The 25342-nt window shown below is 71.0% G+C and carries 23 protein-coding genes and 1 tRNA gene; 13 read left to right on the top strand and 11 right to left on the bottom strand.

What is annotated here, in order from left to right; all coding sequences use genetic code 11:
- Positions 1-56: 56 nt before the first annotated feature.
- Together ABD205_RS19210 and metH are read right to left on the bottom strand one after the other, a co-directional pair.
- Positions 57-722 (bottom strand): HAD family hydrolase, encoded by a 666-nt coding sequence (locus ABD205_RS19210; RefSeq protein WP_344047663.1) that lies wholly within the window; start codon positions 720-722, stop codon positions 57-59.
- On the bottom strand, positions 722-4465 hold the full coding sequence (gene metH, locus ABD205_RS19205) for a methionine synthase (RefSeq protein WP_344047661.1): 3744 nt from the start codon (positions 4463-4465) through the stop codon (positions 722-724). Before metH ends, ABD205_RS19210 begins: the two co-directional genes overlap by 1 nt.
- Before the next feature lie 144 nt (positions 4466-4609).
- Between metH and ABD205_RS19200 the strand changes: the two genes are divergently transcribed.
- Positions 4610-5458 carry a PAC2 family protein gene (locus tag ABD205_RS19200; RefSeq protein ID WP_344047659.1) on the top strand — a complete coding sequence of 283 codons (849 nt, stop codon included), beginning with the start codon at positions 4610-4612 and terminating at the stop codon, positions 5456-5458.
- A 193-nt stretch (positions 5459-5651) separates the two neighbouring features.
- On the opposite strand, the gene mshC is transcribed toward ABD205_RS19200, so the two are convergent.
- From mshC to ABD205_RS19180, 4 genes are read right to left on the bottom strand one after another with little or no spacing between them, the layout of a single operon-like run.
- Positions 5652-6884 carry a cysteine--1-D-myo-inosityl 2-amino-2-deoxy-alpha-D-glucopyranoside ligase gene (gene mshC, locus ABD205_RS19195; protein WP_344047657.1) on the bottom strand — a complete coding sequence of 411 codons (1233 nt, stop codon included), beginning with the start codon at positions 6882-6884 and terminating at the stop codon, positions 5652-5654.
- Positions 6885-6918: 34 nt separating this feature from the next.
- The gene (locus tag ABD205_RS19190; protein ID WP_344047655.1) at positions 6919-7707 is read right to left on the bottom strand and encodes an SCO1664 family protein; all 789 of its coding nucleotides are present in this window, start codon (positions 7705-7707) and stop codon (positions 6919-6921) included.
- Positions 7708-7718: 11 nt separating this feature from the next.
- Positions 7719-8303 carry a DUF3090 domain-containing protein gene (locus ABD205_RS19185; protein WP_344047653.1) on the bottom strand — a complete coding sequence of 195 codons (585 nt, stop codon included), beginning with the start codon at positions 8301-8303 and terminating at the stop codon, positions 7719-7721.
- 19 nt (positions 8304-8322) lie between these two features.
- Entirely contained in the window at positions 8323-9039 is a 717-nt protein-coding gene (locus ABD205_RS19180) for a histidine phosphatase family protein (protein WP_344047651.1), read from the bottom strand.
- 45 nt (positions 9040-9084) lie between these two features.
- On the opposite strand from ABD205_RS19180, the gene corA reads away from it, so the two are divergent.
- Positions 9085-10065, top strand: a complete 981-nt coding sequence (gene corA, locus ABD205_RS19175; RefSeq protein WP_344047649.1) for a magnesium/cobalt transporter CorA — start codon at positions 9085-9087, stop codon at positions 10063-10065.
- 103 nt (positions 10066-10168) lie between these two features.
- On the opposite strand, the gene ABD205_RS19170 is transcribed toward corA, so the two are convergent.
- A complete protein-coding gene (locus ABD205_RS19170; RefSeq protein ID WP_344047647.1) occupies positions 10169-10996 on the bottom strand; it encodes an undecaprenyl-diphosphate phosphatase in 828 nt (275 codons plus the stop codon).
- 121 nt (positions 10997-11117) lie between these two features.
- Between ABD205_RS19170 and ABD205_RS19165 the strand changes: the two genes are divergently transcribed.
- Together ABD205_RS19165 and ABD205_RS19160 are read left to right on the top strand one after the other, a co-directional pair.
- Positions 11118-12065 carry an aldo/keto reductase gene (locus tag ABD205_RS19165; protein ID WP_344047645.1) on the top strand — a complete coding sequence of 316 codons (948 nt, stop codon included), beginning with the start codon at positions 11118-11120 and terminating at the stop codon, positions 12063-12065.
- A gap of 32 nt (positions 12066-12097) precedes the next feature.
- The gene (locus ABD205_RS19160; RefSeq protein WP_344047643.1) at positions 12098-12316 is read left to right on the top strand and encodes a DUF5703 family protein; all 219 of its coding nucleotides are present in this window, start codon (positions 12098-12100) and stop codon (positions 12314-12316) included.
- 22 nt (positions 12317-12338) lie between these two features.
- On the opposite strand, the gene ABD205_RS19155 is transcribed toward ABD205_RS19160, so the two are convergent.
- On the bottom strand, positions 12339-14129 hold the full coding sequence (locus tag ABD205_RS19155; RefSeq protein ID WP_344047641.1) for a phosphatidylglycerol lysyltransferase domain-containing protein: 1791 nt from the start codon (positions 14127-14129) through the stop codon (positions 12339-12341).
- 198 nt (positions 14130-14327) lie between these two features.
- Between ABD205_RS19155 and ABD205_RS19150 the strand changes: the two genes are divergently transcribed.
- Both ABD205_RS19150 and ABD205_RS19145 read left to right on the top strand, forming a co-directional pair.
- Positions 14328-15206 (top strand): hypothetical protein, encoded by an 879-nt coding sequence (locus ABD205_RS19150; protein ID WP_344047639.1) that lies wholly within the window; start codon positions 14328-14330, stop codon positions 15204-15206.
- A 107-nt stretch (positions 15207-15313) separates the two neighbouring features.
- Complete coding sequence (locus tag ABD205_RS19145; protein WP_344047637.1) at positions 15314-16453, top strand: alpha/beta hydrolase; 1140 nt, start codon at positions 15314-15316, stop codon at positions 16451-16453.
- A gap of 26 nt (positions 16454-16479) precedes the next feature.
- Here ABD205_RS19145 and ABD205_RS19140 read toward each other — a convergent pair whose 3' ends face one another.
- Complete coding sequence (locus ABD205_RS19140; RefSeq protein ID WP_344047635.1) at positions 16480-17364, bottom strand: SGNH/GDSL hydrolase family protein; 885 nt, start codon at positions 17362-17364, stop codon at positions 16480-16482.
- A 165-nt stretch (positions 17365-17529) separates the two neighbouring features.
- Between ABD205_RS19140 and ABD205_RS19135 the strand changes: the two genes are divergently transcribed.
- Positions 17530-18183: an NAD(P)H-binding protein gene (locus tag ABD205_RS19135; protein ID WP_344047632.1), complete on the top strand. Its 654-nt coding sequence runs from the start codon at positions 17530-17532 to the stop codon at positions 18181-18183.
- Here ABD205_RS19135 and ABD205_RS19130 read toward each other — a convergent pair.
- Together ABD205_RS19130 and ABD205_RS19125 are read right to left on the bottom strand one after the other, a co-directional pair.
- A complete protein-coding gene (locus tag ABD205_RS19130; RefSeq protein WP_344047630.1) occupies positions 18180-19499 on the bottom strand; it encodes a M20/M25/M40 family metallo-hydrolase in 1320 nt (439 codons plus the stop codon). The genes ABD205_RS19135 and ABD205_RS19130 overlap by 4 nt on opposite strands.
- Before the next feature lie 9 nt (positions 19500-19508).
- Entirely contained in the window at positions 19509-21158 is a 1650-nt protein-coding gene (locus ABD205_RS19125; protein WP_344047628.1) for a SulP family inorganic anion transporter, read from the bottom strand.
- A 96-nt stretch (positions 21159-21254) separates the two neighbouring features.
- Between ABD205_RS19125 and ABD205_RS19120 the strand changes: the two genes are divergently transcribed.
- The 6 genes from ABD205_RS19120 to ABD205_RS19095 all read left to right on the top strand — a co-directional run bounded on the left by ABD205_RS19120 (position 21255) and on the right by ABD205_RS19095 (position 25317).
- Positions 21255-21339, top strand: a tRNA-Leu gene (locus ABD205_RS19120).
- Positions 21340-21581: 242 nt separating this feature from the next.
- Entirely contained in the window at positions 21582-22118 is a 537-nt protein-coding gene (locus ABD205_RS19115; RefSeq protein ID WP_344047626.1) for an RNA polymerase sigma factor, read from the top strand.
- Positions 22115-22939 carry a zf-HC2 domain-containing protein gene (locus ABD205_RS19110; RefSeq protein WP_344047624.1) on the top strand — a complete coding sequence of 275 codons (825 nt, stop codon included), beginning with the start codon at positions 22115-22117 and terminating at the stop codon, positions 22937-22939. Before ABD205_RS19115 ends, ABD205_RS19110 begins: the two co-directional genes overlap by 4 nt.
- Positions 22936-23805, top strand: coding sequence for an ATP-binding cassette domain-containing protein (locus tag ABD205_RS19105; protein ID WP_344047622.1), 870 nt, complete (start codon positions 22936-22938; stop codon positions 23803-23805). Before ABD205_RS19110 ends, ABD205_RS19105 begins: the two co-directional genes overlap by 4 nt.
- Positions 23802-24683 carry a hypothetical protein gene (locus ABD205_RS19100; protein ID WP_344047620.1) on the top strand — a complete coding sequence of 294 codons (882 nt, stop codon included), beginning with the start codon at positions 23802-23804 and terminating at the stop codon, positions 24681-24683. The genes ABD205_RS19105 and ABD205_RS19100 overlap by 4 nt, the downstream gene beginning before the upstream one ends.
- 10 nt (positions 24684-24693) lie before the next feature.
- A complete protein-coding gene (locus tag ABD205_RS19095; RefSeq protein WP_344047618.1) occupies positions 24694-25317 on the top strand; it encodes a hypothetical protein in 624 nt (207 codons plus the stop codon).
- Positions 25318-25342: the final 25 nt, after the last annotated feature.

Raw genomic sequence — 25342 nt, 5'->3', positions numbered from 1 at the left:
GCCTGGACGGGCGCCTGCAGAACAGGCTTACCGCAGAGGATATGCCCGATGCCTACTCAGCGCAGCAGCAGGTCGCCCAGATCGTCCGCGTTCAGTCCGGCCAGGGTCTCGCGGAACACCCTCCGGGGGCCGTCCAGCACCGGGACGTGGTTCTCGACGACGAGCACCGTGCACCCCGCCGCCTCGGCCGACTTCGCGCCCGTGTTGGAGTCCTCGATGGCCACGCAGTCAGACGGATCGACGCCGAGCGCTGCGGCCGCCGTCTCGTACGGCTCGGGGTGCGGCTTGCCGAAGGAGACCTGGTCACCGGTCACCACGACCTGGAACGTCCCGGGTGGCAGCTGACGCAGGACGGGGGCGACGAACCGCTGCCACGACATCGTGACGAGGGCGCAGCGCACCCCCGCGGCGTGGAGCGAGTCCAGCAGCTCCCGGGCGCCCGGACGCCACGGGATCGCCCGCTCGATGCGCTCCACGACGCCGTCGAGCAGCAGCTCGACGATCTCCTCCGGCGAGATGTCGAGGCCCATGCGACGCTGGATGTAGCGACCGGACTCGAGCAGGTCGTTGCCCACCAGCTCGAGGGCGTCAGCCCGGCTCCATTCGGCGCCGAAGCGCTCGGCGATCGCGAACTCCGTCTCGATCCAGTACGGCTCGGTGTCGCAGAGCGTCCCGTCCATGTCCCACAGGACGGCCGCCGGCGTCGTAGCGGCCGCGGTCATCAGTCCTCCGGGTCGTAGCCGAGGTTCGGCGAGAGCCAACGCTCGGCCTCGGCCTGCGTCCAGCCCTTGCGTGCGGCGTAGTCGGCGACCTGGTCGCGGCCGAGGCGGCCGACGACGAAGTACTGCGACTCCGGGTGGCTGTAGTAGACGCCCGACACCGACGCCCCGGGCCACATCGCCATCGACTCGGTCAGCTCGATGCCCGTGTTGGCCTGCACGTCGAGGAGATCCCAGATGGTGCTCTTCTCGGTGTGGTCAGGACACGCCGGGTAGCCCGGTGCGGGCCGGATCCCCTGGTAGCGCTCGGCGATGAGGTCGTCGTTGGACTTGTCCGACTCGCTGGCGTAGCCCCAGAACTCGGTCCGGACCCGCTGGTGCAGCCGCTCCGCGAACGCCTCGGCGAGCCGGTCGGCGAGCGACTCGAGCAGGATCGCGGAGTAGTCGTCGAGGTCGTCCTTGAACTCCTTGACCTTCGCGGGCAGCCCGATGCCGGCAGTGACCGCGAAGGCGCCGACCCAGTCCTCCAGACCGGAGTCGACGGGCGCGACGAAGTCGGCCAGGGACCGGTTCGGGATGCCGTGACGGTGCTCGCCCTGCTGGCGCAGGGCGAGGAGCCGGGTGCGCTCGGAGTCACGGTCGTCGCCGGCGTACACGATGACGTCCTCACCCGTGGAGGCCGCCGGGAAGAGCCCGTAGACGCCCTGGGCGCTGATCCAGCGCTCCTCGATCATGCGGTCGAGCATCGCCTGCGCGTCCTCGTAGAGCTTCGAGGCCGCCTCGCCCGTCGTGGGGCTGTTGAGGATGTCGGGGAACTTGCCCTTCATCTCCCACGAGTTGAAGAACGGCTGCCAGTCGATGTACTCCCGCAGCTCGGCGAGGTCGTAGTCGCTGAGCACGTGCACACCCGGGGTGCGCGGCGCCGGCGGGACGTACGACGACCAGTCGACCGGCGTCGCGTTGGCCCGGGCCTTCTCGAACGGCAGCTGCGGTCGCTCCGACTTCTGCGCGTGGCGAGCGCGGAGCGCGTCGTAGTCGGTCTTGATGTCGGCCATCAGCAGCGGTCGGCGCTCCTCGCTGAGCAGTGCCGCCGCGGTCGGGACTGAGCGGGACGCGTCCTTCACCCACACGACCGGGCCGTCGTACGCCTTGTCGATCTTGACCGCGGTGTGCGCGCGCGAGGTCGTCGCGCCGCCGATGAGCAGCGGGATCTTGAGCCCGACGCGCTGCATCTCGGCTGCGAAGCCGACCATCTCGTCCAAGGAGGGCGTGATGAGGCCGGACAGCCCGATGATGTCGGCGTCGACCTCCCGGGCGGTGTCGAGGATCTTCTGCGCGGGCACCATCACGCCGAGGTCGATGACCTCGTAGTTGTTGCACTGCAGCACGACGCCGACGATGTTCTTGCCGATGTCGTGGACGTCGCCCTTCACCGTCGCCATCACGACGGTGCCGTTGGTCTCCTTGGCGGTCGCGAACTCGGGGTTGTCGAGCTTCTCCTGCTCGATGTACGGGATGAGGTAGGCCACTGCCTTCTTCATCACGCGGGCGCTCTTGACGACCTGCGGGAGGAACATCTTGCCGGCGCCGAACAGGTCGCCCACGACGTTCATGCCGTCCATCAGCGGGCCTTCGATGACCTCGATGGGGCGGCCGCCGCGGTCGGCGATGAGCTGGCGAAGCTCTTCGGTGTCGGCCTCGACGAAGCCGTCGATGCCCTTGACGAGGGCGTGCGTGATCCGCTCGCCGACGGGCAGCTCCCGCCACTCCTCGGCCGCCACCTCCTGCTGCTCGCCGCTCCCCCGGTGCTGCTCGGCCAGCGTGAGCAGCCGCTCGGTGGCGGCGAGCGAGTCGCCGGTGCGGTTGAGGACCACGTCCTCGATCGCGTCGCGCAGGTCGGGGTCGATCTGGTCGTAGGTGACCAGGGCGCCCGCGTTGACGATGCCCATGTCGAGTCCGGCCTCGATCGCGTGGAACAGGAACACGGCGTGGATTGCCTCGCGGACCGGGTTGTTGCCGCGGAACGAGAAGCTGACGTTCGAGATGCCACCCGAGACCTTGGCGCCGGGCAGGCTCTGCTTGATCCAGCGCACGGCCTCGATGAAGTCCACGCCGTACGTCGCGTGCTCCTCGATCCCGGTCGCGACTGCGAACACGTTCGGGTCGAAGATGATGTCCTCGGCCGGGAAGCCGACCTGCTGGGTGAGGATGTCGTACGCCCGCTGGCAGATCTGCTTGCGACGCTCGAGCGAGTCGGCCTGACCGTCCTCGTCGAAGGCCATCACGACCGCGGCGGCGCCGTACTTGCGGCACAGGCGCGCCTGCTCGACGAACTTCTCCTCGCCCTCCTTCATGGAGATCGAGTTGACGATCGGCTTGCCCTGGACGTTGCGCAGGCCCGTCTCGATGACCTCCCACTTCGAGGAGTCGATCATGACGGGGACACGGCTGATGTCGGGCTCGGAGGCGACCAGCTTGAGGAAGCGGTCCATCGCCGCCACCCCGTCGATCATGCCCTCGTCCATGTTGACGTCGATGACCTGGGCGCCGTTCTCCACCTGCTGGGCGGCGACGGACAGCGCGGTGTCGTAGTCGCCGGCCTTGATCAGGTTGCGGAACCGGGCCGATCCCGTGATGTTGGTCCGCTCGCCGACGTTGACGAACAGGCTGTCCTCGGTGACGGTGAACGGCTCGAGGCCGGACAGTCGCATGGCCGGCCGGACGGTGCTCGGCGTACGCGGCGCGAGCCCGTCGACGGCGTTGGCGATCTCCGCGATGTGCGCGGGCGTCGTGCCGCAGCAGCCGCCCACGAGGTTGACGAACCCGGCGCCGGCGAACTCGTGCAGGTAGCCCGCGGTCTCGGTCGGGCCCTCGTCGTACTCACCGAAGGCGTTGGGCAGACCGGCGTTGGGGTAGCAGGACACGAAGGTGTCGGCCAGACGCGCCATCTCGGCGATGTAGGGCCGCATCTCCTTCGCGCCGAGGGCGCAGTTGAGGCCGACCGCGACGGGTCGCACGTGTCGCACGGAGTCCCAGAACGCCTCGGTGACCTGCCCCGACAGGGTGCGACCGGACGCGTCGGTGATGGTGCCCGAGATGATGACGGGCCAGCGCCGACCCTCCTTCTCGAAGAGCGTCTCGACCGCGAAGATCGCGGCCTTGGCGTTCAGCGTGTCGAAGATCGTCTCGATGATGATGATGTCGGCGCCGCCGTCGACGAGGCCCTGCGCAGCCGTGGTGTACGCCGACACCAGCTGCTCGTAGGACACGTTGCGTGCCCCGGGGTCGTTGACGTCCGGGCTGATGCTCGCGGTCCGAGTAGTGGGACCGAGCGCGCCGGCGACGTAGCGCGGCTTGGCGGGGGTGTCGAACTCGTCGGCGACGCTGCGGGCGAGCCGGGCGGCCTCGTGGTTGAGCTCGTAGGCGAGCTCCTCGAGGCCGTAGTCGGCGAGCGAGACGGCGTTGGCGTTGAACGTGTTCGTCTCGATGATGTCGGCGCCGGCCTCCAGGTACTCGCGGTGGATGTCCGCGATGATCTGCGGCTGCGTCACCGTCAGGAGGTCGTTGTTGCCGATCAGGTCGCTCGGGTGGTCCTTGAAGCGCTCGCCGCGGTAGCCGATCTCGTCGGGCCGGTCCCGCTGGATCGCGGTGCCCATGGCGCCGTCGATGACCATGATCCGCTCCCGCAGAACGGCGGACAGGTCCTCTGTCGCGTCGGGTCGGTGGTCACGCGTCGGCTGGGTCATGGGGCTCCTCTCGGGGATCCGGCGCCCTCCAGGCTACGGATTCCGTCCAGGAGACGGACGGGCTCGCCAGATCGTGATACCGCCACAGATCCTTCCACCGGGCTCGTCCCGCGTGTGAATCCTCGCGCGACTAGGGTTGTCGACGTGACCGAGATCGAGCAGAACTCCGAGCTCGTGGACCCGGTGGTGATCGCCGCGTTCGAGGGCTGGAACGACGCAGCGGACGCCGCCTCCGCAACGGTGGACCACCTGATGAGCGTGTGGAGCGCTCGCGTCGTCGTCGAGATCGATCCCGAGGACTACTACGACTTCCAGGTGAACCGGCCCTACACGGGCACCGACGAGCGGGGCATGCGGCGCATCACATGGCCGACGACGCGGATCGCGATCGCCTCTCCCCCGGACCTCGACCGCGACGTCATCCTGGTGCGAGGTCTCGAGCCCAACATGCGGTGGCGCCAGTTCTGCGCCGAGATCCTCGCCGCGATCGAGGAGCTGGGCGGGTCGTTGGTCGTCACGCTCGGTGCACTGCTCGCCGACACGCCCCACACGCGGCCCATCCCGGTATCGGGCACCTCGACCGAGCCCGACATCGTGGACCGGCTCAAGCTGGAGATCTCGTCGTACGAGGGTCCGACCGGGATCGTCGGCGTCTTCCAGGACGCCTGCACCCAGATCGACATGCCGGCGGTCTCGTACTGGGCCGCCGTGCCGCACTACGTCGCCCAGCCGCCGTGCCCGAAGGCCACGTTGGCCCTCGTGACGCGGCTCGAGGAGCTCCTCGGCGTCGCCATCCCGCTCCACGACCTGCCCGAGGACGCGCGTGCGTGGGAGCGGGGCGTCAACGAGCTGGCGGAGGAGGACGAGGACGTCGCCGAGTACGTCCGCGCGCTCGAGGAGACCCGCGACACCACCGATCTGCCCGAAGCATCCGGCGAGGCGATCGCCCGCGAGTTCGAGCGGTACCTCAAGCGCCGCCACGACGAGGACTGACCGCCGAGACGTCAATCCGTCCGGCCCGAAACGTCAATCCGTCCGGCCCGAAACGTCAATCCGTCCGGCCCGAAACGTCAATCCGTCCGGCTGAGACGTGCCGATTGACGTCTCGGACCCCACCGATTGACGTCTCGGACCCCACCGATTGACGTCTCGGACCCCAGGGATTGACGTCTCGGCGGAGGGGCGGTCAGAGCTTGAGGCCGAGAGCGGCGTCGAGCAGGTCACGGATGGTCGCGGCGGCCGTGGCGTCGCTCGTGTCGGCGAGGCCGTCGCTGCCGACGGTCGCGTCGACCCAGCCCTGGACGAGCTCGACCGCCGCCGGAGCGTCGAGGTCGGCGGCGAGCACCTCGAGCACGTCCTCGACGACGGGTGCCGCCGGCGCGCCGCGGCCGAGGGAGAGCGCCTTGCGCCACTGGGCGATCGTGTCCGCGGCGTCGAAGAGCTTCTCGTCGGTCCACTCCCAGTCGGCGCGGTAGTGGTGGCGCAGCAGCACCAGGCGGATCGCCATCGGGTCGATCTCGCTGTTGCGCAGGGCCGAGACGAAGACCAGGTTGCCCTTGGACTTCGACATCTTCTCGCCGTCGTACGCGACCATGCCGGCGTGCGCGTAGACGCGGGCGAAGCCCTCACCCGCGACGTGGGCATGTCCGGCGGACATCTCGTGGTGCGGGAAGACCAGGTCGGACCCACCGCCCTGCACGTCGAAGGAGCCGCCGAGGTGCTCGAGCGCGATCGCCGTGCACTCGATGTGCCAGCCCGGTCGGCCCGGACCGAACGGGGACGGCCAGGAAGGCTCCCCCGGCCGCTCGGCGAGCCAGAGGATGCAGTCGAGAGGGTCCTTCTTGCCCGGACGGTCGGGGTCGCCGCCGCGCTGCGGGAAGATCTCGAGCATCTGCTCGCGGGTGAGGTTCGACTCGGCGCCGAAGTCGGCGTCGGCCGTGACCGAGAAGTACAGGTCGTCCTCGACCCGGTAGACCGCACCCGCTGCCTGCAGCCGCTCGATGAACGCGATCACGAGCGGGATGGACTCGACGGCGCCGGTGTAGTGCGCCGGCGGGAGGACACGCAGCGCCTCCATGTCCTGGCGGTACAGCTCGGTCTCCCGCTCGGCGAGCTCCCTCCAGTCCACGGCGACCTTGTTCGCCCGCTCGAGGAGCGGGTCGTCGACGTCGGTGACGTTCTGGGCGTAGACCACGGAGTGGCCGGCGTTGCGCCAGGCCCGGTTGAGCAGGTCGAAGCCGACGTACGTCGCGGCGTGGCCCATGTGGGTGGCGTCGTACGGCGTGATGCCGCAGACGTAGAGCGTCGCGGGGCCCTCCGGGACGACCTGGACGAGCGTCCCGCTGGCGGTGTCGTGCAGCGCGACCTCGGGGCCCTTCACGGCAAGGGTCGGCAACTCGGGAGCTGTCCAGGCGCGCATGGGGCGAACTCTACTTGCGGAGTGGTGTTAGGCCTCAGAACGGGGGCCACGGAACGGACGGCCAGCCCCCACCGGGCTCGGGGAGGGTGCCGCGTGCCAGCAGGTCGTCGCACCGATCGGCGAGTGCTTCCAGGTCCCAGACCGACAGATACGGCTCGAGCGCCCGGCCCAGCTCGGCGTCGAGCGAGGTGCGCAGTCGACGCACGACGTCCGTCTCCTGCGTGGTCAGAGGCTCTCCCGCCCACCCCCACAGCACCGTGCGCAGCTTCGGCTGGCTGTGGAAGCAGATGCCGTGGTCGATCCCGTAACGGTGACCGTCGGCCATCTCCAGGACGTGGCCGCCCTTGCGGTCGGCGTTGTTGACGAGCACGTCGAACACCGCCATCCGGCGCAACGGCTCGCTGTCCTCGTGGATCAGGGAGACCGGCTGGTCGTCGGCGCCGAACCCGTCGAAGACGTGGCACCAACCGGTCGGCACCTCCCCTTCGGGGACGATCGTGACAGCCGCCTGCGTCTCGTCGATGTGGCACCAGCGCTGCACCATGCCGATGCCGTGCGGGCCCTCGCCCAGCCACGTCTCGGGCACGATGTCCCAACCGGTCGCCTCGGAGACGAGGAAGGCGGCGAGCTCGCGGTGCGCCAGGTTGCCGTCGGGGAAGTCCCACAGCGGGCGCTCCCCACGGATCGGCTTGTAGACCACGTCGAGGTCCTCGCCCGAGGGCGAGCGCAACGTGGCGACGAAGGTCAGGTTCGATGCCGGCATGACCCTGCCGCGCAGGACGAGCTCCCCCGCATCCAGACCCGGCTCCATCCCGGCGCTCATCGGTCGGCCGCTCAGGGGTCCCGGCGTCGGAAGCCGTTGGCCCGCGGGCAGAGGTGTCCGTTCGGGTCGATCGGGCCGCCGCAGAACGGGCAGTCGGGGCGACCTGCCGAGACGACCTGCTGGGCGCGCTTCGCGAAGGCGCGGGCCTGTCCCGGTGTGATCCGGATGAGCAACAGCTCCTCCGGCTCGGGCTCCTCGACCTCGATCTGCTGCTCGCCCTCGGCGGTCTCGGAGACGAACGCCACGGTCTCGTCGACCGGGAAGACCTCGATGACGACGCGCTCGTCGCCGGGGTCCCACGACAGCGTCATCGTGCCGGCACGGAACTCCTCCTCGATCGGCTGGTCGAGCGGGTCGTTGTCGTCGAGCTCGAAGGGTGCAACGGCGGGCACGACGGTCTCGGCGAGGCCAGTGACCTGGTCGAGCAGCTCGTCCACCCGCTCCGCGAGCAGGGCGACCTGCTGCTTCTCGAGCGCGACGCTCACCAGCTGGCGACCGGCACGGGCCTGGAGGAAGAACGTGCGCGCGCCGGGCTCACCGACGGTGCCCGCGACGAAGCGCTCGGGCGGGTCGAAGCTGTGGACGACGGACGGCATGGCACAACCCTAGGCGGTGCTAGGAGGGGCCCGCGCCGCCACCTACGGCCGCGTCGCCGGAGACGCGTCGCGAGGCTCGGCGGTGACCGGCCCGCTTCGGGGGCACGAGCCAGGACAGGTCACCGGCGTGGGTGTTGGTCGCGAGCACGAAGGGCCGCGACGGGGTGTAGCGGATGATGGAGACCGACGCCGGGTCGACGTTGATCCGCTGGAACAGGTCCAGGTGCATCCCGAGCGCGTCGGCGAGCACCGACTTGATGATGTCGCCGTGGCTGACGGCCGCCCACACGGCGCCCGGACCGTGCTCGGCCTCGACGAGCGCGTCATGCCGTCGTACGGCGGCCACCGCGCGGGCCTGCATCGCCTGCATGGACTCACCGCCGGGGAACACGGCCGCCGACGGCTGCGCCTGCACGACCTTCCAGAGCGGCTCCTTGGCGAGGTCCTTCAGCGGCCGGCCCTGCCACTCGCCGTAGTCGCACTCCGTGATGCCCTTCTCGGTGTGCCGGGACGGCTCGGCGGCCTGTCGGGCCAGGATCTCCTTGGCCGTCTGCCGGCAGCGCTCCAGCGGGCTGGTGACCAGCGCGGCCAGCGGCACGGCCGCCAGCCGGTCGCCCGTCCGCTCCGCCTGCCCCATGCCCGTCTCGTCGAGCCCGACGCCCGGGAGGCGTCCGGCCAGCGTGCCGGTCGCGTTGGCAGTCGTCCGGCCGTGGCGGACGAGGATGACGGTGGCCATGCGCGTCAGCGTAGCCAGCGCAGGCACGTGGAATAGCGTGGGCACGTGATCGTCGACAGCGCTCTCTACTCCGGCGGCCACCGGGTCGACCTCGGCTGCCACCCGCACGAGTACGACAAGATGCGGGCGGGCATCAAGAACCCCGGAGACTTCGTCTGGCTCGGCCTCTACGCCCCCAGCGAGCAGGAGCTCGCCGAGGTCGCGAAGGCCTTCGAGCTCCACCCCCTCGCCGTCGAGGACGCGGTCAACGCCCACCAGCGTCCCAAGCTCGAGCGGTACGGCGACAGCCTCTTCCTGGTCCTCAAGACGCTCTGGTACGTCGACGAGGACGACCAGGTCGAGACAGGCGAGATCAACCTCTTCGTCGGTCACGACTTCGTGATCACCGTCCGGCACGGCCGCGGCGCCCGGCTCGAGTCCGCCCGCCACGCCGTCGAGGCGGACCCGTGGAAGCTCTCGCAGGGGCCGTCCGCAGCGATCTACGCGGTCGCCGACCGGATCGTCGACGGCTACCTCAGCGTGCTGGGCGAGCTCCAGACCGATGTCGACGAGGTGGAGACCTCGGTCTTCTCGACCGAGCGCACCAGCGACGCGGAGCGGATCTACACGCTCAAGCGCGAGCTGGCGGAGGTACGCCGAGCGGTCATGCCCCTGCGCGAGCCGATCCGCGGGTTCGCGACGGGAGCGATCCCGATGGTCGACCCCGACATCCAGCCGTTCTTCCGCGACATCCTCGACCACCTCAACCAGGCGGCGGACCTGGCGGACGGCCTGGAGTCGCTGCTGTCGTCGGCGTTCGAGGCCCACCTCGCCCAGATCTCCGTCCAGCAGAACGACGACATGCGCAAGATCTCGGCAGGCGCGGCCCTCGTCGTCGTACCGACCTTCATCGCCGGCGTCTACGGCATGAACTTCCGGCACATGCCCGAGCTCGCCTGGTCACTGGGCTACCCGATGGCGCTGCTGCTGATGGCGGCATCGGTCACCGGGCTGTGGGTGTTCTTCAAGAGGTCCGGCTGGCTGTAGCGGTCGCAGCAACTGTCGCCGGGGCCGGTTCGGCGGTCGTCAGGATCCGGCGCCCGCCGACGGTCGGTCCGGCCCGAGCCCCTCGACTCGGGCCGCCGGACGGCTACGTGGCGCTGATGACGCCCGTGGCCAGCAGCACGATCAGCGTGCCGCCGAGCACCACGCGGTAGGGCACGAACGCGGCGATCGAGTGCCCGGCGACGAACTTCAGCAGCCAGGCAACAGCGGCGTACGCGACGACGAAGGAGACGAGGGTGCCGACCACCGTCGGGCCGATGCCGATCCCGGAGCCCGGGATGTCCTTCAGCTCGTAGAGACCGGCCGCCGTCAGCGCCGGGATCGAGAGGAAGAAGCTCAGCCGGGTCGCGGTGACCCGGTCGAGGTTGCGCAGCAGGCCGACCGAGATCGTGGCGCCCGAGCGTGAGACGCCCGGGATCAGCGCGATGCACTGGGACAGGCCGATGAGGATCGCGTCGCGCATCGAGAGTCGCTTCTCACCCCGGTCCTGGCGGCCGACGCGCTCGGCGAAGACCATCACGCCGCTCCACAGGATCAGCGCGGCGCCGACCACCCACAGCGATCGCAGCGGGCCCGAGATGAGGTCCTTGGCCAGGAAGCCGACGATCCCGATCGGGATCGAGCCGACGATGACGTACCAGCCCATCCGGTGGTCGAGGGTGCCGCGCAGCTCAGGCTTGACCAGCCCGCGGAACCAACCCGAGGCGATCTGGACGATGTCCTTGAGGAAGTAGAGGAACGCAGCCGCGATCGCACCCATCTGGATGACCGCCGTGTAGGCGGTGACACCGTCGTCGTCGATGGGGAGCCCGAGGATCTTCTCGGCGATGGTCAGGTGTGCGGTGCTGGAGACCGGGAGGAACTCGGTGAGCCCCTCCACGACGCCGAGGATCACAGCCTCGAGGTAGTTCATGTCCCGTCTTTCGAGTAGGCGGCGGGTGTCGGGCAGAGCCTAAGGGCCAGAAGATGAGGAATTGGTGAGGACCCGCGAGCCGCCTGGAAGGCGGCCCGGGCGTGCGGCTATCTTCTCGCCCATGCAGCATCGCACGCTCGGCGCCACCGGTCTCAAGGTCTCCCGCCTCGGGCTGGGCACGATGACCTGGGGCCGCGCGACCGACGAGCACGAGGCGCGCGACCAGCTGATCGCGTTCGCCGAGGCCGGAGGCACGCTGGTCGACACGGCCGCCGGGTACGTCGACGGCCGGTCAGAGTCGATGATCGGCGCGCTCATCGGCGACGTCGTGGCACGGGACGAGATCGTGCTGGCGACGAAGGCGGGCATCTCACGTCGCAGCGGGCAGCGCGCGATCGACACGTCGCGCGGGCATCTGCTCAGTGCGCTGGACGCGTCCCTGAAGCGGCTCGGCACCGACCACGTCGACCTGTGGCAGGTCCACATCTGGTCCGACGAGACGCCGATCGAGGAGACGCTGACCGCGCTCGACCTGGCGCTGACGTCGGGCCGGGCGTCGTACGTCGGGATCTCGAACTACACCGGCTGGCAGACCGCGCAGGCCGCGACCTGGCAGCGGGCCGTGCCCGGCCGGGCGACGCTGGCTTCGACGCAGGTGCAGTACTCGCTACTCGCCCGCGAGGTCGAGTACGACGTCGTGCCGGCTGCCCAGGCGAACGGGCTCGGCATCCTCGCCTGGTCTCCGCTGGCCGGCGGTGTGCTGAGCGGCAAGTACCGCACCGGCACGCCCTCGGACTCCCGAGGAGCCGACCGCGACTTCTCCGGACGCGTCGACTCCTACCTCGACGACCGAGGTCGCGGCATCGTCGAGGCGGTGCTCAAGGCGGCCGACGGGCTCGAGTGGGCACCCCTTCAGGTGGCCCTCGCATGGGTGCGCGACCGCCCCGGCGTGACAGCCCCGATCGTGGGCGCCCGCACTGCCGAGCAGCTGAGGGTCGCTCTGGCCGTCGAGGACCTCACCCTCCCCGCGGAGCTCGCCGCCGCCCTCGACGACGTCTCCGCCGAATAGCTGACGACTCTGGCCGAGCACAGGAGGATCAGATGTCCGCAGTCGACCGCCGCCCGCCCCGCCCCGGAGTGGAATGGGAGTTCGACTCGGTCATCTTCCCGCCTGACTTCTCGCGCAACGTCGTGCGCAAGCTGCTCGTCGAGCGTGCCGAGCAGGGTGGCTGGGTGCTCGACCGGGTGCGGATCGGCCACGACGGCAAGCGGCGCGTGACCCTGCGGCGCAAGATCATCCGCGCCGTGCGCACGGCCTGACCGTCGGCGTCGCCTTCCGGACCTATCCGACGGGTCCGAGGTCCCGGCCCGCGCTGGTCGCCGCGTCGACGCGGCGGGCCCGCTCGCCGAGGTTTCGCCACCACGCTGGTGCGACGAGGAACGCCTCGGCCCGGAGCACGGCCAGGGAGACGCTCGGAAGGTCGCCGGCAGACCGGAAGCAGACGAACCGGGGCACCCACTCAGGTTGGAACTTGGCGTTCGCGCGGTAGAGCGACTCGATCTGCCAGAAGCGCGACGCCTGCATCAGGATGGCCCGCCACAGACGCAGGACGGGCCCTGCACCGAGGCGCTCGCCACGCGCGAACACGCTGCGGAAGACGGCGAAGTTGAGCGAGACACGAGCGACGCGCAAGGCCGGAGCCTGCGCCATCAGGTCGGTCACCATCAGCTCGATGATGCCGTTCTCACCGGATCGGTCGCGGCGCATGACATCGAGAGACAGGCCGTCGGCCCCCCACGGGACCAGCTGGAGGAGACCGCGGAGCGCTCCGGAGGAGTCGTGGCACAGGACCATGACGGCATCACTGTCCTCGGGGTCGGCCAGCCGGCCCAGCGCCATGGAGAAGCCTCGCTCGACCTCGCCGTCGCGCCAGGCCTCCGCGCTGTGGACGATCGCGGCCCGGGTCTCCTCGTCCAAGTCGCCGACGCGGACGCACGTGCTGCTCAGGCCCGCCCGACGGCATCGCGTGACGGCCTGCCGGACGATCCGCATCCGGCGGCCCTCGGTGGTGAAGTCGGCGGTCTGCAGAATCGCCTCGTCGCCGAGCTCCAACGCATCGAGGCCCGCGCGATGGAACGCCGCCGCGCCATGCTCGCTCGCGCCCAGCACTGCAGGCAGCCACCCGTGTGCGCTCGCCTCCGACATCCAGGCGGCGATGGCGCCCGGCCAGGCCTCCGGGTCTCCGAGCGGGTCGCCGGCGGCGAGTGACACTCCCCCGACCATGCGGTAGCTGACCGCCGCCTTGCCGCTCGGCGAGAAGATGACGGCCCGGTCCTCCCTCAAGGCGAACCACGAGAGCGAGTCGACGGCGCCCCACCGCCGCAACAGGCCGTGGACACGGACCCGCTCCTCGACGTCGAGGCGGTGGGGGCCGGCGGCGGGTTGGAGCGCGACCAGCACGATGAGCAGCAGCAGGGAGGCGCCCAGGACGGCGAGGCCGATGGCGCTGCGCGTGGCCGCGCCGTGCTCCACGAACGACACGGGACCGGGGATCCCGACGAGTCCCAGGAAGGCCTCCTGCAGCTTCTCCAGGGCTGTCGTGCCGGGCACGAGCCCGTCGAGGTCGACGCTGATCCAGAGGAAGCCGAGCAGCGTGGCGACAGGGATCCCGAGGACCACGAGCGACACGATCCGACGCGGAGACCTCGGGTCGGGCAGAGCATGGAACCGGTGCCGCGCGACCACGAGCAGGGCGAAGACGGCGGCCGTAAGTGACGCCTCCTCGATGTCGAGGCCCTTGACCAGGTGCGCGACGGTGGCGAAGCCGGTGAGGATCGTGGCCAGCAACCACGCTCGGTACTTCCCGCGTCGCAACCCGTTCGCCAGCAGCATCAGGACGACGCCGGCCGCGAGGGTCCCGGTGGTGGCGGCCGCGGGGAAGACGGGTGGGACGATCGCCGTCACGACACTGACACGGCCGTGGAACGCGGGCGAGGCAGCGCTGAGGAACGAGACGACGCCGACGATCCAGACCAGTCGCGCCGTGGTCTTAGGGTTGCTGAGGTCGGCCAGGAGCCGATGGACACGCGATCCCTCGGCCGGTCGCGCCATCGCTCGGGAGGGCTCAGGCACGTGCGGGTCCTCCGGGGTGACGGGACGGCGAGGTGACGCGAGCGCACTTGGCCGCTGTGCCGGGGCGCGGTCGTGGCCGGGCATCGGTGACTCCTGCCAGAACGAAGGTGACGACGCCACGCTAGGCCGATGACCTGAAGGATTCGTGAAGACGAGGGAAGACCCAGCGCAGCGGTCCGGGCCGCCGTACGGTGAAGCATGACCCTCGCGCTGCTCTGCGCGCTCGGCACGTCGCTGTGCTACGGACTCGGCTCCGTGCTCCAGGGCGCGGCAGCCATGGACATCGCGCCGGCCGCTCGTCTGGACCCTCACCTGCTGCTGACCCTGACGCGGACCTGGCGCTATCCGACCGGGCTGGCGCTGGACGGAGTCGGCTTCCTGCTGTCGCTGGTCGCGCTCCGCTCGCTCCCGCTGTACGTCGTGCAGTCAGTCGTCTCCAGCTCCCTGGCCGTGACGGCCATCGCAGCGGTGGTGTTCCTCGGGCTCCGCATGCGCCGCCGGGAGTGGGCGGCCCTGGTGTCCGTCGTGGTCGGACTGACGATGGTGGGCCTCTCGGCCGCGTCGCAGCAACCGGACGCCGTCGGCACCCGCGGCCAGGTCGTCATCCTGATCGTCGCGGTTGCGTTGGTGCTCACCTCGATCGCCGTGGTGCGTGTCAGTGACCGTTCGGGCGCCTGGGTCCTCGGAGGCGCGGCGGGGCTCGCCTTCGGTGTCGTCGCGGTGGCGGCACGCGCCCTGCCGGCGTTCCCGAGCGGCAGTCGTCCGGCTCACGACGCACAGCTGCTGCTCACAGCGCCGGCACTCTATGCACTCCTGCTGGCAGCGGCGTTCGCCCTGACCGCGTACGCGACGGCGCTCCAACGCGGCACGGTCGTGCAGGCGACGGCGCCGCTGGTCGTCGGCGAGACCGTGCTGCCCGCGCTGGCCGGTCTCGCACTCTTCGGCGACCATCCGCGCCCCGGCTGGGGCGCTGTGGCCGTGGTGGGCTTCGTGGTCGCGGTGGGTGCGTCGTTGCTGCTCTCCCGCTACGGCGACGTCGAGGCGGCCGTCGACGCCGTCGAGCCGCTGGGGAGTTGAGGAGATCGACAGGTCCTCATCAGCCTTCCTTCAGGCAGGCGCGCTTTGATGAGGCGTCGGGCGCCCGCCACGCGGCGCCTGCGGGAGCCGGCACCCAGGGGTCCACCATGTCGCTCATCGGCCCGATATTCCTCGACGGGATCATCGTCCTGACCGTCGCGGCCTTCGTGGCGGTCATCCTGATCTGGCCGCGGCTCACGCGCCCCTCCGCCGGGCACGTCGCCGGCCGAGCAGGTGCGCTCGTCCTGGTGAACGCGCTCGTCCTGCTGACCGCGGCCACCCAGCTCAACGCCACGTACCTCTTCTTCGCCAGCTGGGCCGACCTGCGCGGCGCCATGAACGGGCACCTGGTCCAGACGTCGCTGCACCGGGGTGCGGGCGAGGCCCAGGCGGCCGACATCGCCGTGGCCGGGGATCCTGCGCCGGTGGCGGCCCATCCGGTGGCCCTTCGCGCGCCCACGACGTCGACCGGGCTGGTCACCTACACCGTGCACGGCGCTCTCAGCGGTCTGACCGGGAAGGTCCTCGTCCAGCTGCCCCCGGGATACTCCTCGGCCGCGGACGCGAACCGGCGCTACCCGGTGCTCGAGGCCTTCCACGGCTACCCCAGCGAGCCCCAGAACTGGATCACGTACTTCCACCTCGACCAGATGGTCGATCGCGCCGTGGGCCAGCACCGCATACGGCCGCCGCTGATCGTGATGCCGGCGATCGAGATCCCCAGCGGCGTCGACACCGAGGGCGTCAACGGGCTACCGGGCGAGCCGCAGGTCGAGACCTGGCTGACCCGCGACGTCCCGGACTGGGTGGGTCAGCACTTCCGGGTGGTCGGCTCGCGTAGCTCCTGGGCGACCGTCGGCTACTCCGCAGGAGGGTTCGACGCGGCCATGGCGACGATCCTGCACCCCGCGCAGTACGGCGCCGGGATCGTGCTCGGCGGATACTTCAGCCCCAAGTTCGGGCCGTTCTACGAGCCGTTCACGGCATCGAGTCCCCAGGGCCGCTACTACGACCTGGCCGCGACGGTCGCCCACCATCCGCCGCCGGTGTCGCTGTGGCTGGAGACATCGCACGCGGACCACCCCAGCTACAGCTCCAGCGCTCAGTTCCTCGGGGCGGTCCGGGCACCGACGGCCGTGCACGCGGTGGTCCTGCAGAACGCCGGCCACCGTACGTCGGTGTGGATGGCCCTGACGCCGGAGGCGCTGCGCTGGCTCGGCGAGAACATCCGCGGGTTCCGTCCCTGACACCTCGGCCGTCGCCGCCGGGACGGTCAGCTGCGCGGAAGGCCTGCCGCGAGCAGCGTGCGCGCGATCAGCCGGTGCCCGGCCGCGTCCGGATGGTCACCGTCCGCCGCCATGAGGGCGGTCACGTCCCGACCGGCCTGCTCGAACGGCTGGTAGAGGTCGACGTACCGCGCGCCCGCGGCGGTGGAGACGGACCTGATGACGGCGTTGGCCCGCTGGGTCAGCCTGAGCGAGGCCTGCAGGCCCGCCTCTCCGTAGGCGCGTCGGGCGACGTCTCCGTCCTCGAAGACGTTCCAGTAGCCGGTGACGAGCATCGAGGTGGGCTCGCCGTGCCGAAGCGCGCGGATCCTCGCGAGCACCGAGGCCAGGTGTGCCCCCATGGTGTCGAGCTCGTCGCTGACGCAGTCGGAGTCGCCGGCACCGCACGTGCCGCCGACGACCTGGTCGTGGTGGTCGCCGAAGTCGTTGGCGCCGATCGTCACGAGGAAGACGTCTGCCCGGCGTACGGCGCCCTCGACGTCGGGATCGCGCAGCTGGTCGATCACGTCGGCCGTCTGGAGGCCGCTCGCGGCGCGGTTGTCGACGGTGACCTGTGCGCCCGTGCGCCTGCTGAGCAGTGACCCGTAGGTCTCCGGGAACGGACTGCAGCCGCACGCATGGCCCGATGGCACGGAGTCGCCGAGTGCGAGGACGACGTGGGACTCGGACACGGGCCGGGTCGACGGGGTCGCGCGCTGGGTCGGCACGGTCACCTGGGTCGCGGGCGGCGCGGAGGGTCGGGCCGCCGGGCGCGCAGCGTCGGAAGCAGCGGACCCGTGGCCGATGGCGAGGGCCGCGCCCAGTGCCACCAGCAGAGGCAGGCAGACGGCCAGCGAGACAGCCCAGCGGCCCGCGGACGAGCGGGCTCTCATGCCGCCGTACCGCGGTCAGCGGTGCGAGTGGTGTGCGCGGGCATGGGTCAAGACTGTACCGACGGCTGTCACGTGGACCCCATCGGCGAGCGCGGCGCGCGAGGTAGCGTCACAGCACCAGGCGCGGGACGATCCGCGCGGGTCCAGTGTGAGACGAGGAGATGTATGGCGAACGTGGTGGTCCTGGGCGGACACGGCAAGGTCGCGCTTCTTCTGGCGCCACTGCTCGTCGCGCGCGGCGACGGTGTCACCGCCGTCGTCCGCAATCCCGACCACGAGTCGGATGTCGCCGCCACAGGCGCTCGTCCCGTGGTCGCCGACATCGAGGAGCTGGACGTCGACGGGCTCGCCGACCTGATCCGGGGACACGACGCAGTCGTCTGGTCGGCCGGCGCCGGAGGCGGCAGCCCGACGCGCACGTTCGCCGTCGATCGTGACGCCGCCGTCCGCAGCATCGACGCGGCCGTCTCCGCCGGGGTGCAGCGGTACGTGATGGTGTCCTACCTCGGTGCGCGGGCCGATCACGTAGTGCCGGCCGACGACCCCTTCCACGCATACGCCGAGGCGAAGGCCGCGGCCGACGAGCACCTGCGTGGGTCGTCGCTGGCCTTCACGGTCCTTGGCCCGGGGCGGCTGACGCTCGACGAGCCCACCGGCAGGATCGATGTGGTCACGTCGCGTGATGCCGGCGACAACCACGTGACGCGTGCAGACGTCGCGGCCGTGGTCGCGGCCGCGCTGGTGGAAGAGGCGACCGTGGGCCGCACGATCGGCTTCCGCAACGGCGAGACCCCCATCGCCGAGGCGATCCGCGCCTAGGCCAGGTCGAGGAACCGGTCGAAGACGCGGGCCCCGAACTCCAGCCCGTCGACCGGCACGCGCTCGTCGACCCCGTGGAAGAGCGCGGTGAAGTCGAGGTCCTCCGGCAGCCGCAGCGGGGCGAAGCCGTAGGTGCGGATGCCGAGCTTGCTGAAGTGCTTCGCGTCCGTGCCGGCAGACATCAGGTACGGCGCCACGACCGCGTCGGGGTCCTCGGCCAGCAGGGACCGGGTCATGGCCTCGGAGATCGCGGTGCCGTCGTACGGCGTCTCCCAGGAGCGCTGGTTGGTGACGAACTCGATGTCCACGTCCTCACCGCACAGCTCGGCGAGCGTCGCGAAGAACTCGTCCTCGTAGCCCGGCAGGAAGCGTCCGTCGACGTGCGCCGTCGCCTCCGTCGGGATGACGTTGACCTTGTAGCCGGCGCCGAGCATCGTCGGGTTGGCGACGTGACGCAGCGTGGCGCCGATCATCCGCGCCGCCGGGCCGAACTCGTCGACCAACGCCTCGGCGTTCTCCGGTGTCGCCTCCGTGCCGGCGAGCTCGGCGACCGCTGCGAGCAGCGTCTGCATCGTCGGAGTGAGCTGGACCGGCCACTGGTGGGCACCGATCCGCGCGACGGCGCCGGCGAGCCTGGTCACCGCGTTGTCGCGGTTGATCATCGAGCCGTGCCCTGCCGTGCCGCGGGCGGTGAGCCTCATCCAGGCCATGCCCTTCTCGGCGGCCTCGATCAGATACATCCGGCGGCCGCGCACGGTCGTGCTGAAGCCTCCGACCTCGCCGACGGCCTCGGTGACGCCCTCGAGGTGGTCGGGAAGGTCCTTGACGATCTGCTCGGAGCCCTGGTGCCCGCCGGCCTCCTCGTCGGCCAGGAACGCGAGCGTGACGGGTCGCTCGGGGACGCGACCGGCGCGTTGGCGGGCGCGCACGACGCTGAGCACCATCGCGTCGAAGTCCTTCATGTCGACCGCTCCCCGGCCCCAGACGTAGCCGTCGTGGACCTCGGCCGCGAACGGGTCGAACCGCCAGTCGGACGCCTCAGCGGGGACGACGTCAAGGTGGCCGTGCACGAGCAGGCCGTCGGTCCGGCCGGTCCCACCCCAGTGCGCGATCACACTGGTGCGCCCCGGGAACGGCTCGTGGAGCTGCGACTCGATGCCGACCTCGTCGAGCAGCGCGGCGACGTACTCGGCCGCCTTCCGCTCCCCCGGCCCCGATCCGTCGCCGTAGTTGCTCGTGTCGATCCTGATCAGCTCACGGCACAGGTCGACGACCTCACCGGCGGGGTCGACTGAGTGATCGATCGGCTCGGCCATGGCTCCAACCTACCCACCGGCCGACGCGTGGTAGGCCGCCACCGCGGTCGGCAGGGTCGGGAAGATCATGTCGTCGCCGATCCGCTCGGTCAGGCCGGCGCTCGCCAGCTGCGCGAGCAGATCCTGCTTGACGCGGGCCAGTCCGAAGGCGACGCCGTGGCCGACCAGCTCGAGGCGTACTTCATCCAGCGTGTCCGCCCCCGTGACGTCGATCTCGACGATCGCCTCGCAGTTGAGCACGAACCAGCGCACCTCCGCGGCCTTCCCGGCATGCTCGTACGCCGCGATGGCGCGGGTCCGGAAGTTGTCGGCGTTGGCGAAGAAGAGCGGCGAGTCCCAGCGGTAGATCACCAGCCCAGGCACCGGCTCCGCCTGTGCGAAGTCGTCGACGTCGTGCATGCCGGCCAGCCCCGGCACGAAGCCCAGCGACGCGTCATGGGGACGGGCCACCCGGCGGAGCAGGTCCGCGACGCTGAGGAAGATCGCCACGAGGATGCCCTCGAGCACGCCGGTCAGCAGCACGGCCAGGGTCGTGCCCAGCGCGATCAGCAGCTCGGTGGTGCGGAAGCGGGCGAAGCGGAGGAGCTCGCGCGTCTCGATGAGCCGGATCGCCGCGTAGACGACGACGGCGCCCAAGGCAGCGGTCGGGAACGCCTCGAGCACCGGCCGGGCGAGCAGCACGGCCGCGATGGTGCCGACGACTGTCGCCACGCCGGCCAGCTGGGACCGACCGCCGACCGCCTGGGCGATCGCGGTCCGCGAGCCGCTGCTGCTCGACGGCAGACCGTGCAGGAGGCCGGCTCCCAGGTTCGCCGCAGCAAGCGCCACGAGCTCGCGACGCGCGTCGGGGCGGTCGTTGCCCTCGGCGAACGCCCGGCCGGTCAGGATCGTGTCGGTGAAGGTGACGAACGCGATGCCGAGCGCAGCGGGGAGCAACCGCCAGAGGTCGTCGAGCGGTATGTCGGGCAGGCCGAACGGCGGAAGGCCGGCCGGGATCTCCCCCACGACGCCGACGCCCTTGTCGCGAAGGTCGAACAGCGCCACAGCGGCCGTCGCGCCCAGCATGCCGAACAGCGCCACCGGCGCCTTGGGCCATCGCCACGAGGCGATCAGCATGGCGGCGAGGACCGTGCCGCTGAGCACGACGGTCGGCCCGTGTGCGTCGGCGAGGTGCGTCGCGGCGTACCAGAGCTCGGGGAAGAACCCGTCGCCCTCGACCTTGATCCCGAGCAGAGCGTCGAGCTGCGACTGGATCATGATGAAGGCGATGCCGGTGAGGTAGCCGACCAGCACCGGCTTGGACAGCAGGTCGGCCAGTGCCGAGAGCCGCATGAGCCAGGCGACGAGGCACCACATCGCCGTCGCCAACGCGAGCGTGGCCGCGAACGCGGGCCGGTCGGCCACCGGCACGGCGGCGAGCGAGGTGGCCGTCATGAGCGCCGCCGTCGACTCCGGTCCGAGCGACAGCAGGCGGCCCGTGCCGAGCAGGGCGTAGCCCAGCAGTGCGCCGATGGCCGCCCACAGGCCCAGGACGGCCGGCACGCCGGCGAGCTCGGCGTTGGCCATCACCTGCGGCACGAGGTACGCCGTCACGGTCAGCCCGGCGAGCAGGTCACCACGGAGCCAGGCACGCTGGTAACCGCGGATCCAGGTCAGCACAACGGGACACTACCGAGGATGCGCCCCGCGCGGACTCTGATGGACTCCCCCGATTCGTCTACCGGGGGTCACGCTGCTAACGTTCTGTTCGCACTCGCGCGGGTGGCGGAATAGGCAGACGCGCTAGCTTGAGGTGCTAGTCCACGTATAGTGGGTGGGGGTTCAAGTCCCCCCTCGCGCACGCGAATGCAACCGGCCCTGACCTGGGAACACAGGTCGGGGCCGGTTCTCATTCCCCCGCAGGACGGTGCGCTCCGCAATCGCGCTGTCGTTCCCCGACGAGGACGCCGCCGCCGGAGTGGCCGGGGACATTCGCGGCAGCGAAGATCGGATGCGGACGGCTGGTGGTTGCCGAACCGATCGCGCACGAAGGAGGTTCGCGCTCCGTGGTCCAACGCGCGGGCGAGGTGCGACAGTCCTTGTATGGCTGACCGTGAGCTCACGGATGCCGACCTCCTCCACCTGATGGCCGGTAAGGACGAAGGTGCGCTGCGTGAGCTCTACGACCGGCATGCGACCTGGATCCACGCCCGGCTCTCCCACCGATGCGCCGACTCGGACGCGGTGGCGGAGGTGCTGCAGGACACCTTCATCGCTTCATGGGACGGCGCATCCCGGTTCCGCGGCGACGGCGAAGTGGCGGCCTGGCTGTGGGGCATCGCGGTCCGACGGCTGATCAGCCGTCTACGCCGCCGCAGCGACATACGTCTCGGCCCTGCGCTGCTCGAACGTGACGCGCAGGAGCTGTCGGCCGAGGAGCAGGTGCTCCTGCGCCTGGAGAACGTCGATGTCGGCACGGCACTGGCCCGGATCTCTCCCGAGCTTCGCGTCGTGCTGCAGCTGACCGTGATCGACGGGTTGTCGACCCGCGAGGCCGCGGTGCTGCTCGGCATCCCACGCGGCACGGTGAAGTCCAGGCTTCAGCGCGCCCGCGCCACGATGAGGGAGGAGCTGGCATGAGTGCGGTCTGGCACGTCGATGCGACGGCGCTCGCGGCGTACGCAGAGGGCCGGTGCACGCCGGTCGCCGGGGCGTCGGTCGAGGCACATCTGATGCGGTGCCGCAGCTGCACGGCGGGTCTGCGAGGCCTGATGCCCGAAGAGCCGGTCGAACGGGCCTGGCGGGCGGTCCGCGCGCACGTCGAGGAGCCCCGCGCCGGCGCCATCGAGCGATTGCTGCGCCTCGTGGGGGTCTCGGCGGAGTCCGCGCGTCTGCTCGGCGCGGTGCCGGCCTTCCAGGGCGCGTGGGTGCTCGGGCTCTTCTCGATCACGGTCTTCGCCGGAGTGGCCGCCGTGTTCGCGGGCGACCTGGGCATGTCGCTGTTCCTCATCGTCGCACCGCTCGCGCCGGTGGCCGGTGTCGCGGCGTCGTTCGGCGGCGATGCCGACCCCGCCCACGAGCTGGAGGTCGCGACGCCGTACTCCTCGTTGCGGCTGCTGCTCCTGCGCACGGCCGGAGTGCTGGCGACCTCGGTCCCGGTCGCGATGCTGCTCGGGCTCGGTCTGCCAGGTCCGGCCTGGCTCGCGGTCGCCTGGCTGACCCCGGCGCTGACGGGCATCGCGATCACGCTGGCGCTGTCGCCCTACGTCGGCACCACGACCACCGCTGCGGTGATCGGCGCGGCCTGGAGCCTTGGCGTCCTCATGGCCGACCGGGCCGGCGAACCCGAAACGGTCGTGGAGCCGGCCATGCAGCTGGTCCTCGCCGCCCTGGCGGTCATCGCCCTCGTCCACCTCGTCCTGAACCACCCGACCCTCGACCCTGCGGGGAGGAACTCATGAACACCGTCGCGCTGTCCGGTGTCGGCAAGTCGTACGGGCGGAACACCGCCCTGGCCGACGTCACCCTCGACCTCGGACCCGGGATCACGGGGCTTCTCGGGCCCAACGGAGCCGGCAAGACCACGATCCTCCGGATCCTCGCTACGGCACTGGCCGCCGATCAAGGCACCGTCCGGATCATGGGTGAGGACCCTCGCTCGCTGACGGGCCGGACGACCGTTCGCCGTCACCTCGGCTACGCCCCGCAGGAGACCGGCTTCCCGCGTGGCTTCACGGCGTTCTCCTTCATCGACTACCTGGCAATCCTCAAGGAGTGGTCCGACGCCGGCACTCGCCACGAGGAGGTACGCCGGGTCCTCGAGCTCGTCGACCTCGCCGATGTCGCCCCCAAGCGCGTGGGCGCCCTTTCCGGTGGCCAACGCCGCCGGCTGGTGCTGGCCCAGGCGCTGCTCGGGCGCCCGGACCTCCTCGTGCTGGACGAGCCGACGGCCGGGCTCGATCCCGCCCAGCGAGGACGGCTCCGCGACGTCCTCGGTCAGGCGGGAGAGTCGGCGACGGTGGTGATCTCCACCCACCAGACCGAGGACGTCGCGGCGTTGTGCGAGCGGGTCATCGTGCTCGACCGCGGACAGGTGCTCTTCGACGGCCGCATCGTCGATCTCGTCAGCGAGGCGGCAGGGCGGGTGTGGATGTCGGACACACGGCAGCCCACCGCGCAGTACGCGTGGCGCACCGGCACGGGCCGGGTCCGCAACGTCGGCGACCCTCCGCCCGACGCCGAGCTGATCGAGCCGGCGCTCGAGGACGCCTACCTGCTGCTGGTGGGCGACGCAGCGGACGACGAGCGGCTGGAGAGTGCGTCGTGAGCGCCGGCCTCGCTCGGGCAATGGTGCCGACGCCGCCCGCGCCTGACGTCTCGCGCGCGACCCTCCTCGCCCTGGCCAAGGCTGACGCCCGCCGGTATGCCCGCCACCCGTTGTTCGTGTTGCCGTGCGTGCTCCTGATCGTGCTGATGATCGTCGACTACGTCCAGAACAAGGGCGGTGGAACGAACCCGATGGTGGCCACCATGACCATCGCCTTCCTCCTCGGCGTGTTCGGTTTCGTCATCGCCCACCGGCTGACCACATCGCTGCGCCGCACCCGCGAGCTCGTCGGCACGGTCCCGGTCGACCATCAGGCACGGACACTCTCACTGTGCCTGGCCTGCCTCGTCTCCGGGATGGCAGGTGCGGCGTGCGCAGTGCACATGCTGATCGTGAACGCGCTGTGGCCGCCGCAGGGGATCCCGCCGAGCGCCCCCGTGACGTGGTTCGGCGACTACCCGGCCGTCGACGTCCTCGCCACCCTGATCTTGATGGGCCCGCTCGCGGCCCTCGGCGGGCCGCTCCTCGGCGTCGCCGTCGCGCGCTGGGCGCCGTTCCGGGGATCGGCCCTGCTCGGGGTCGTGGTCCTGGTCGTCGCGACCGCCATCCCGGCGAGCGACGACCGGGGAGGAGCCGAGCGGCTGGCCTCGGCGTGGCCGGTGCTGATGGACGAGCACGTCGAGAACGGGAAGGTGCTCAGCACGACCTTCGTCGCGTCCATCGAGCCCGTGTGGGCGCTCGGCTGGGTCCTCTGTCTGTGCGGCCTGGCCGTGGTCGCCGCCCTGCTCCGCGACCCGGCGCACCGTCGGGTGCTGGTGATCGCGGGCGCCGCACTCACCCTCGGCGCTGCGGTGTCGTTCGCCCTGGCGTTGTCATGACGTGGTGGCCATGAACTGGAGGAGCAGGACGCCGTGGCCGGTCGTGACGACGGCCGTCGGGACCTGCTCCCTCGTCCTCGTCGTGGCAGTCCTGCCGTCGGCCGACGCGGTCCTGCCGCTCGTCGGAAGGATCGCCGAGCTCGCGCTCGCGGGCAGTGCGGCCTACCTCATCGATGACGCGGCGGTGGCGCTGACCGCCGTCGCTCCCCGAGGGACGTGGCGGCGCCGGGCACCCACGTTGGCAGCGGGTGCGGCGCTGCTCGGCGTCGGCTGGGTGGCCGTCCTGCTGATGGCGACGTCTCGGGACCTCCTGCGGCCTCCGACGGCGGTCTCGGGCGAGCTGGTGGTGCTGGCCACGGTCGCCGTCGCGGCGGCCGCCACCCTGGCACGACGTGGCGACCCGGAGCCCGGAGTCCGCGTCGCGCCGGGGCTGGTGCTTCTCGGGGTCAGCCTGCTCATCCTCGAGTCCGTGCTGCGCCGCCCGCTCCTGGTGCCGTGGAACGGACCGGCCAGAGCGGGGCTGCTCCTGGCATGGGCGGGTGTTGGCCTGCTGGCGCTCGTCATCGCGCTCTGGGCCTCGCGAGACCCCGTCGGCAGATCGCGTCCGATGCGTCCTCCGTGTCGACGCCGCTGACCTCCGGCCGATAGGGCACGATGGC

This window comes from Nocardioides panacihumi, from assembly GCF_039530925.1.
Taxonomy (GTDB): Bacteria; Actinomycetota; Actinomycetes; order Propionibacteriales; family Nocardioidaceae; genus Nocardioides; species Nocardioides panacihumi.
The sequence above is the reverse complement of the archived record's forward strand: the minus strand, read 5'-3'. Positions and strand labels throughout refer to the sequence as shown.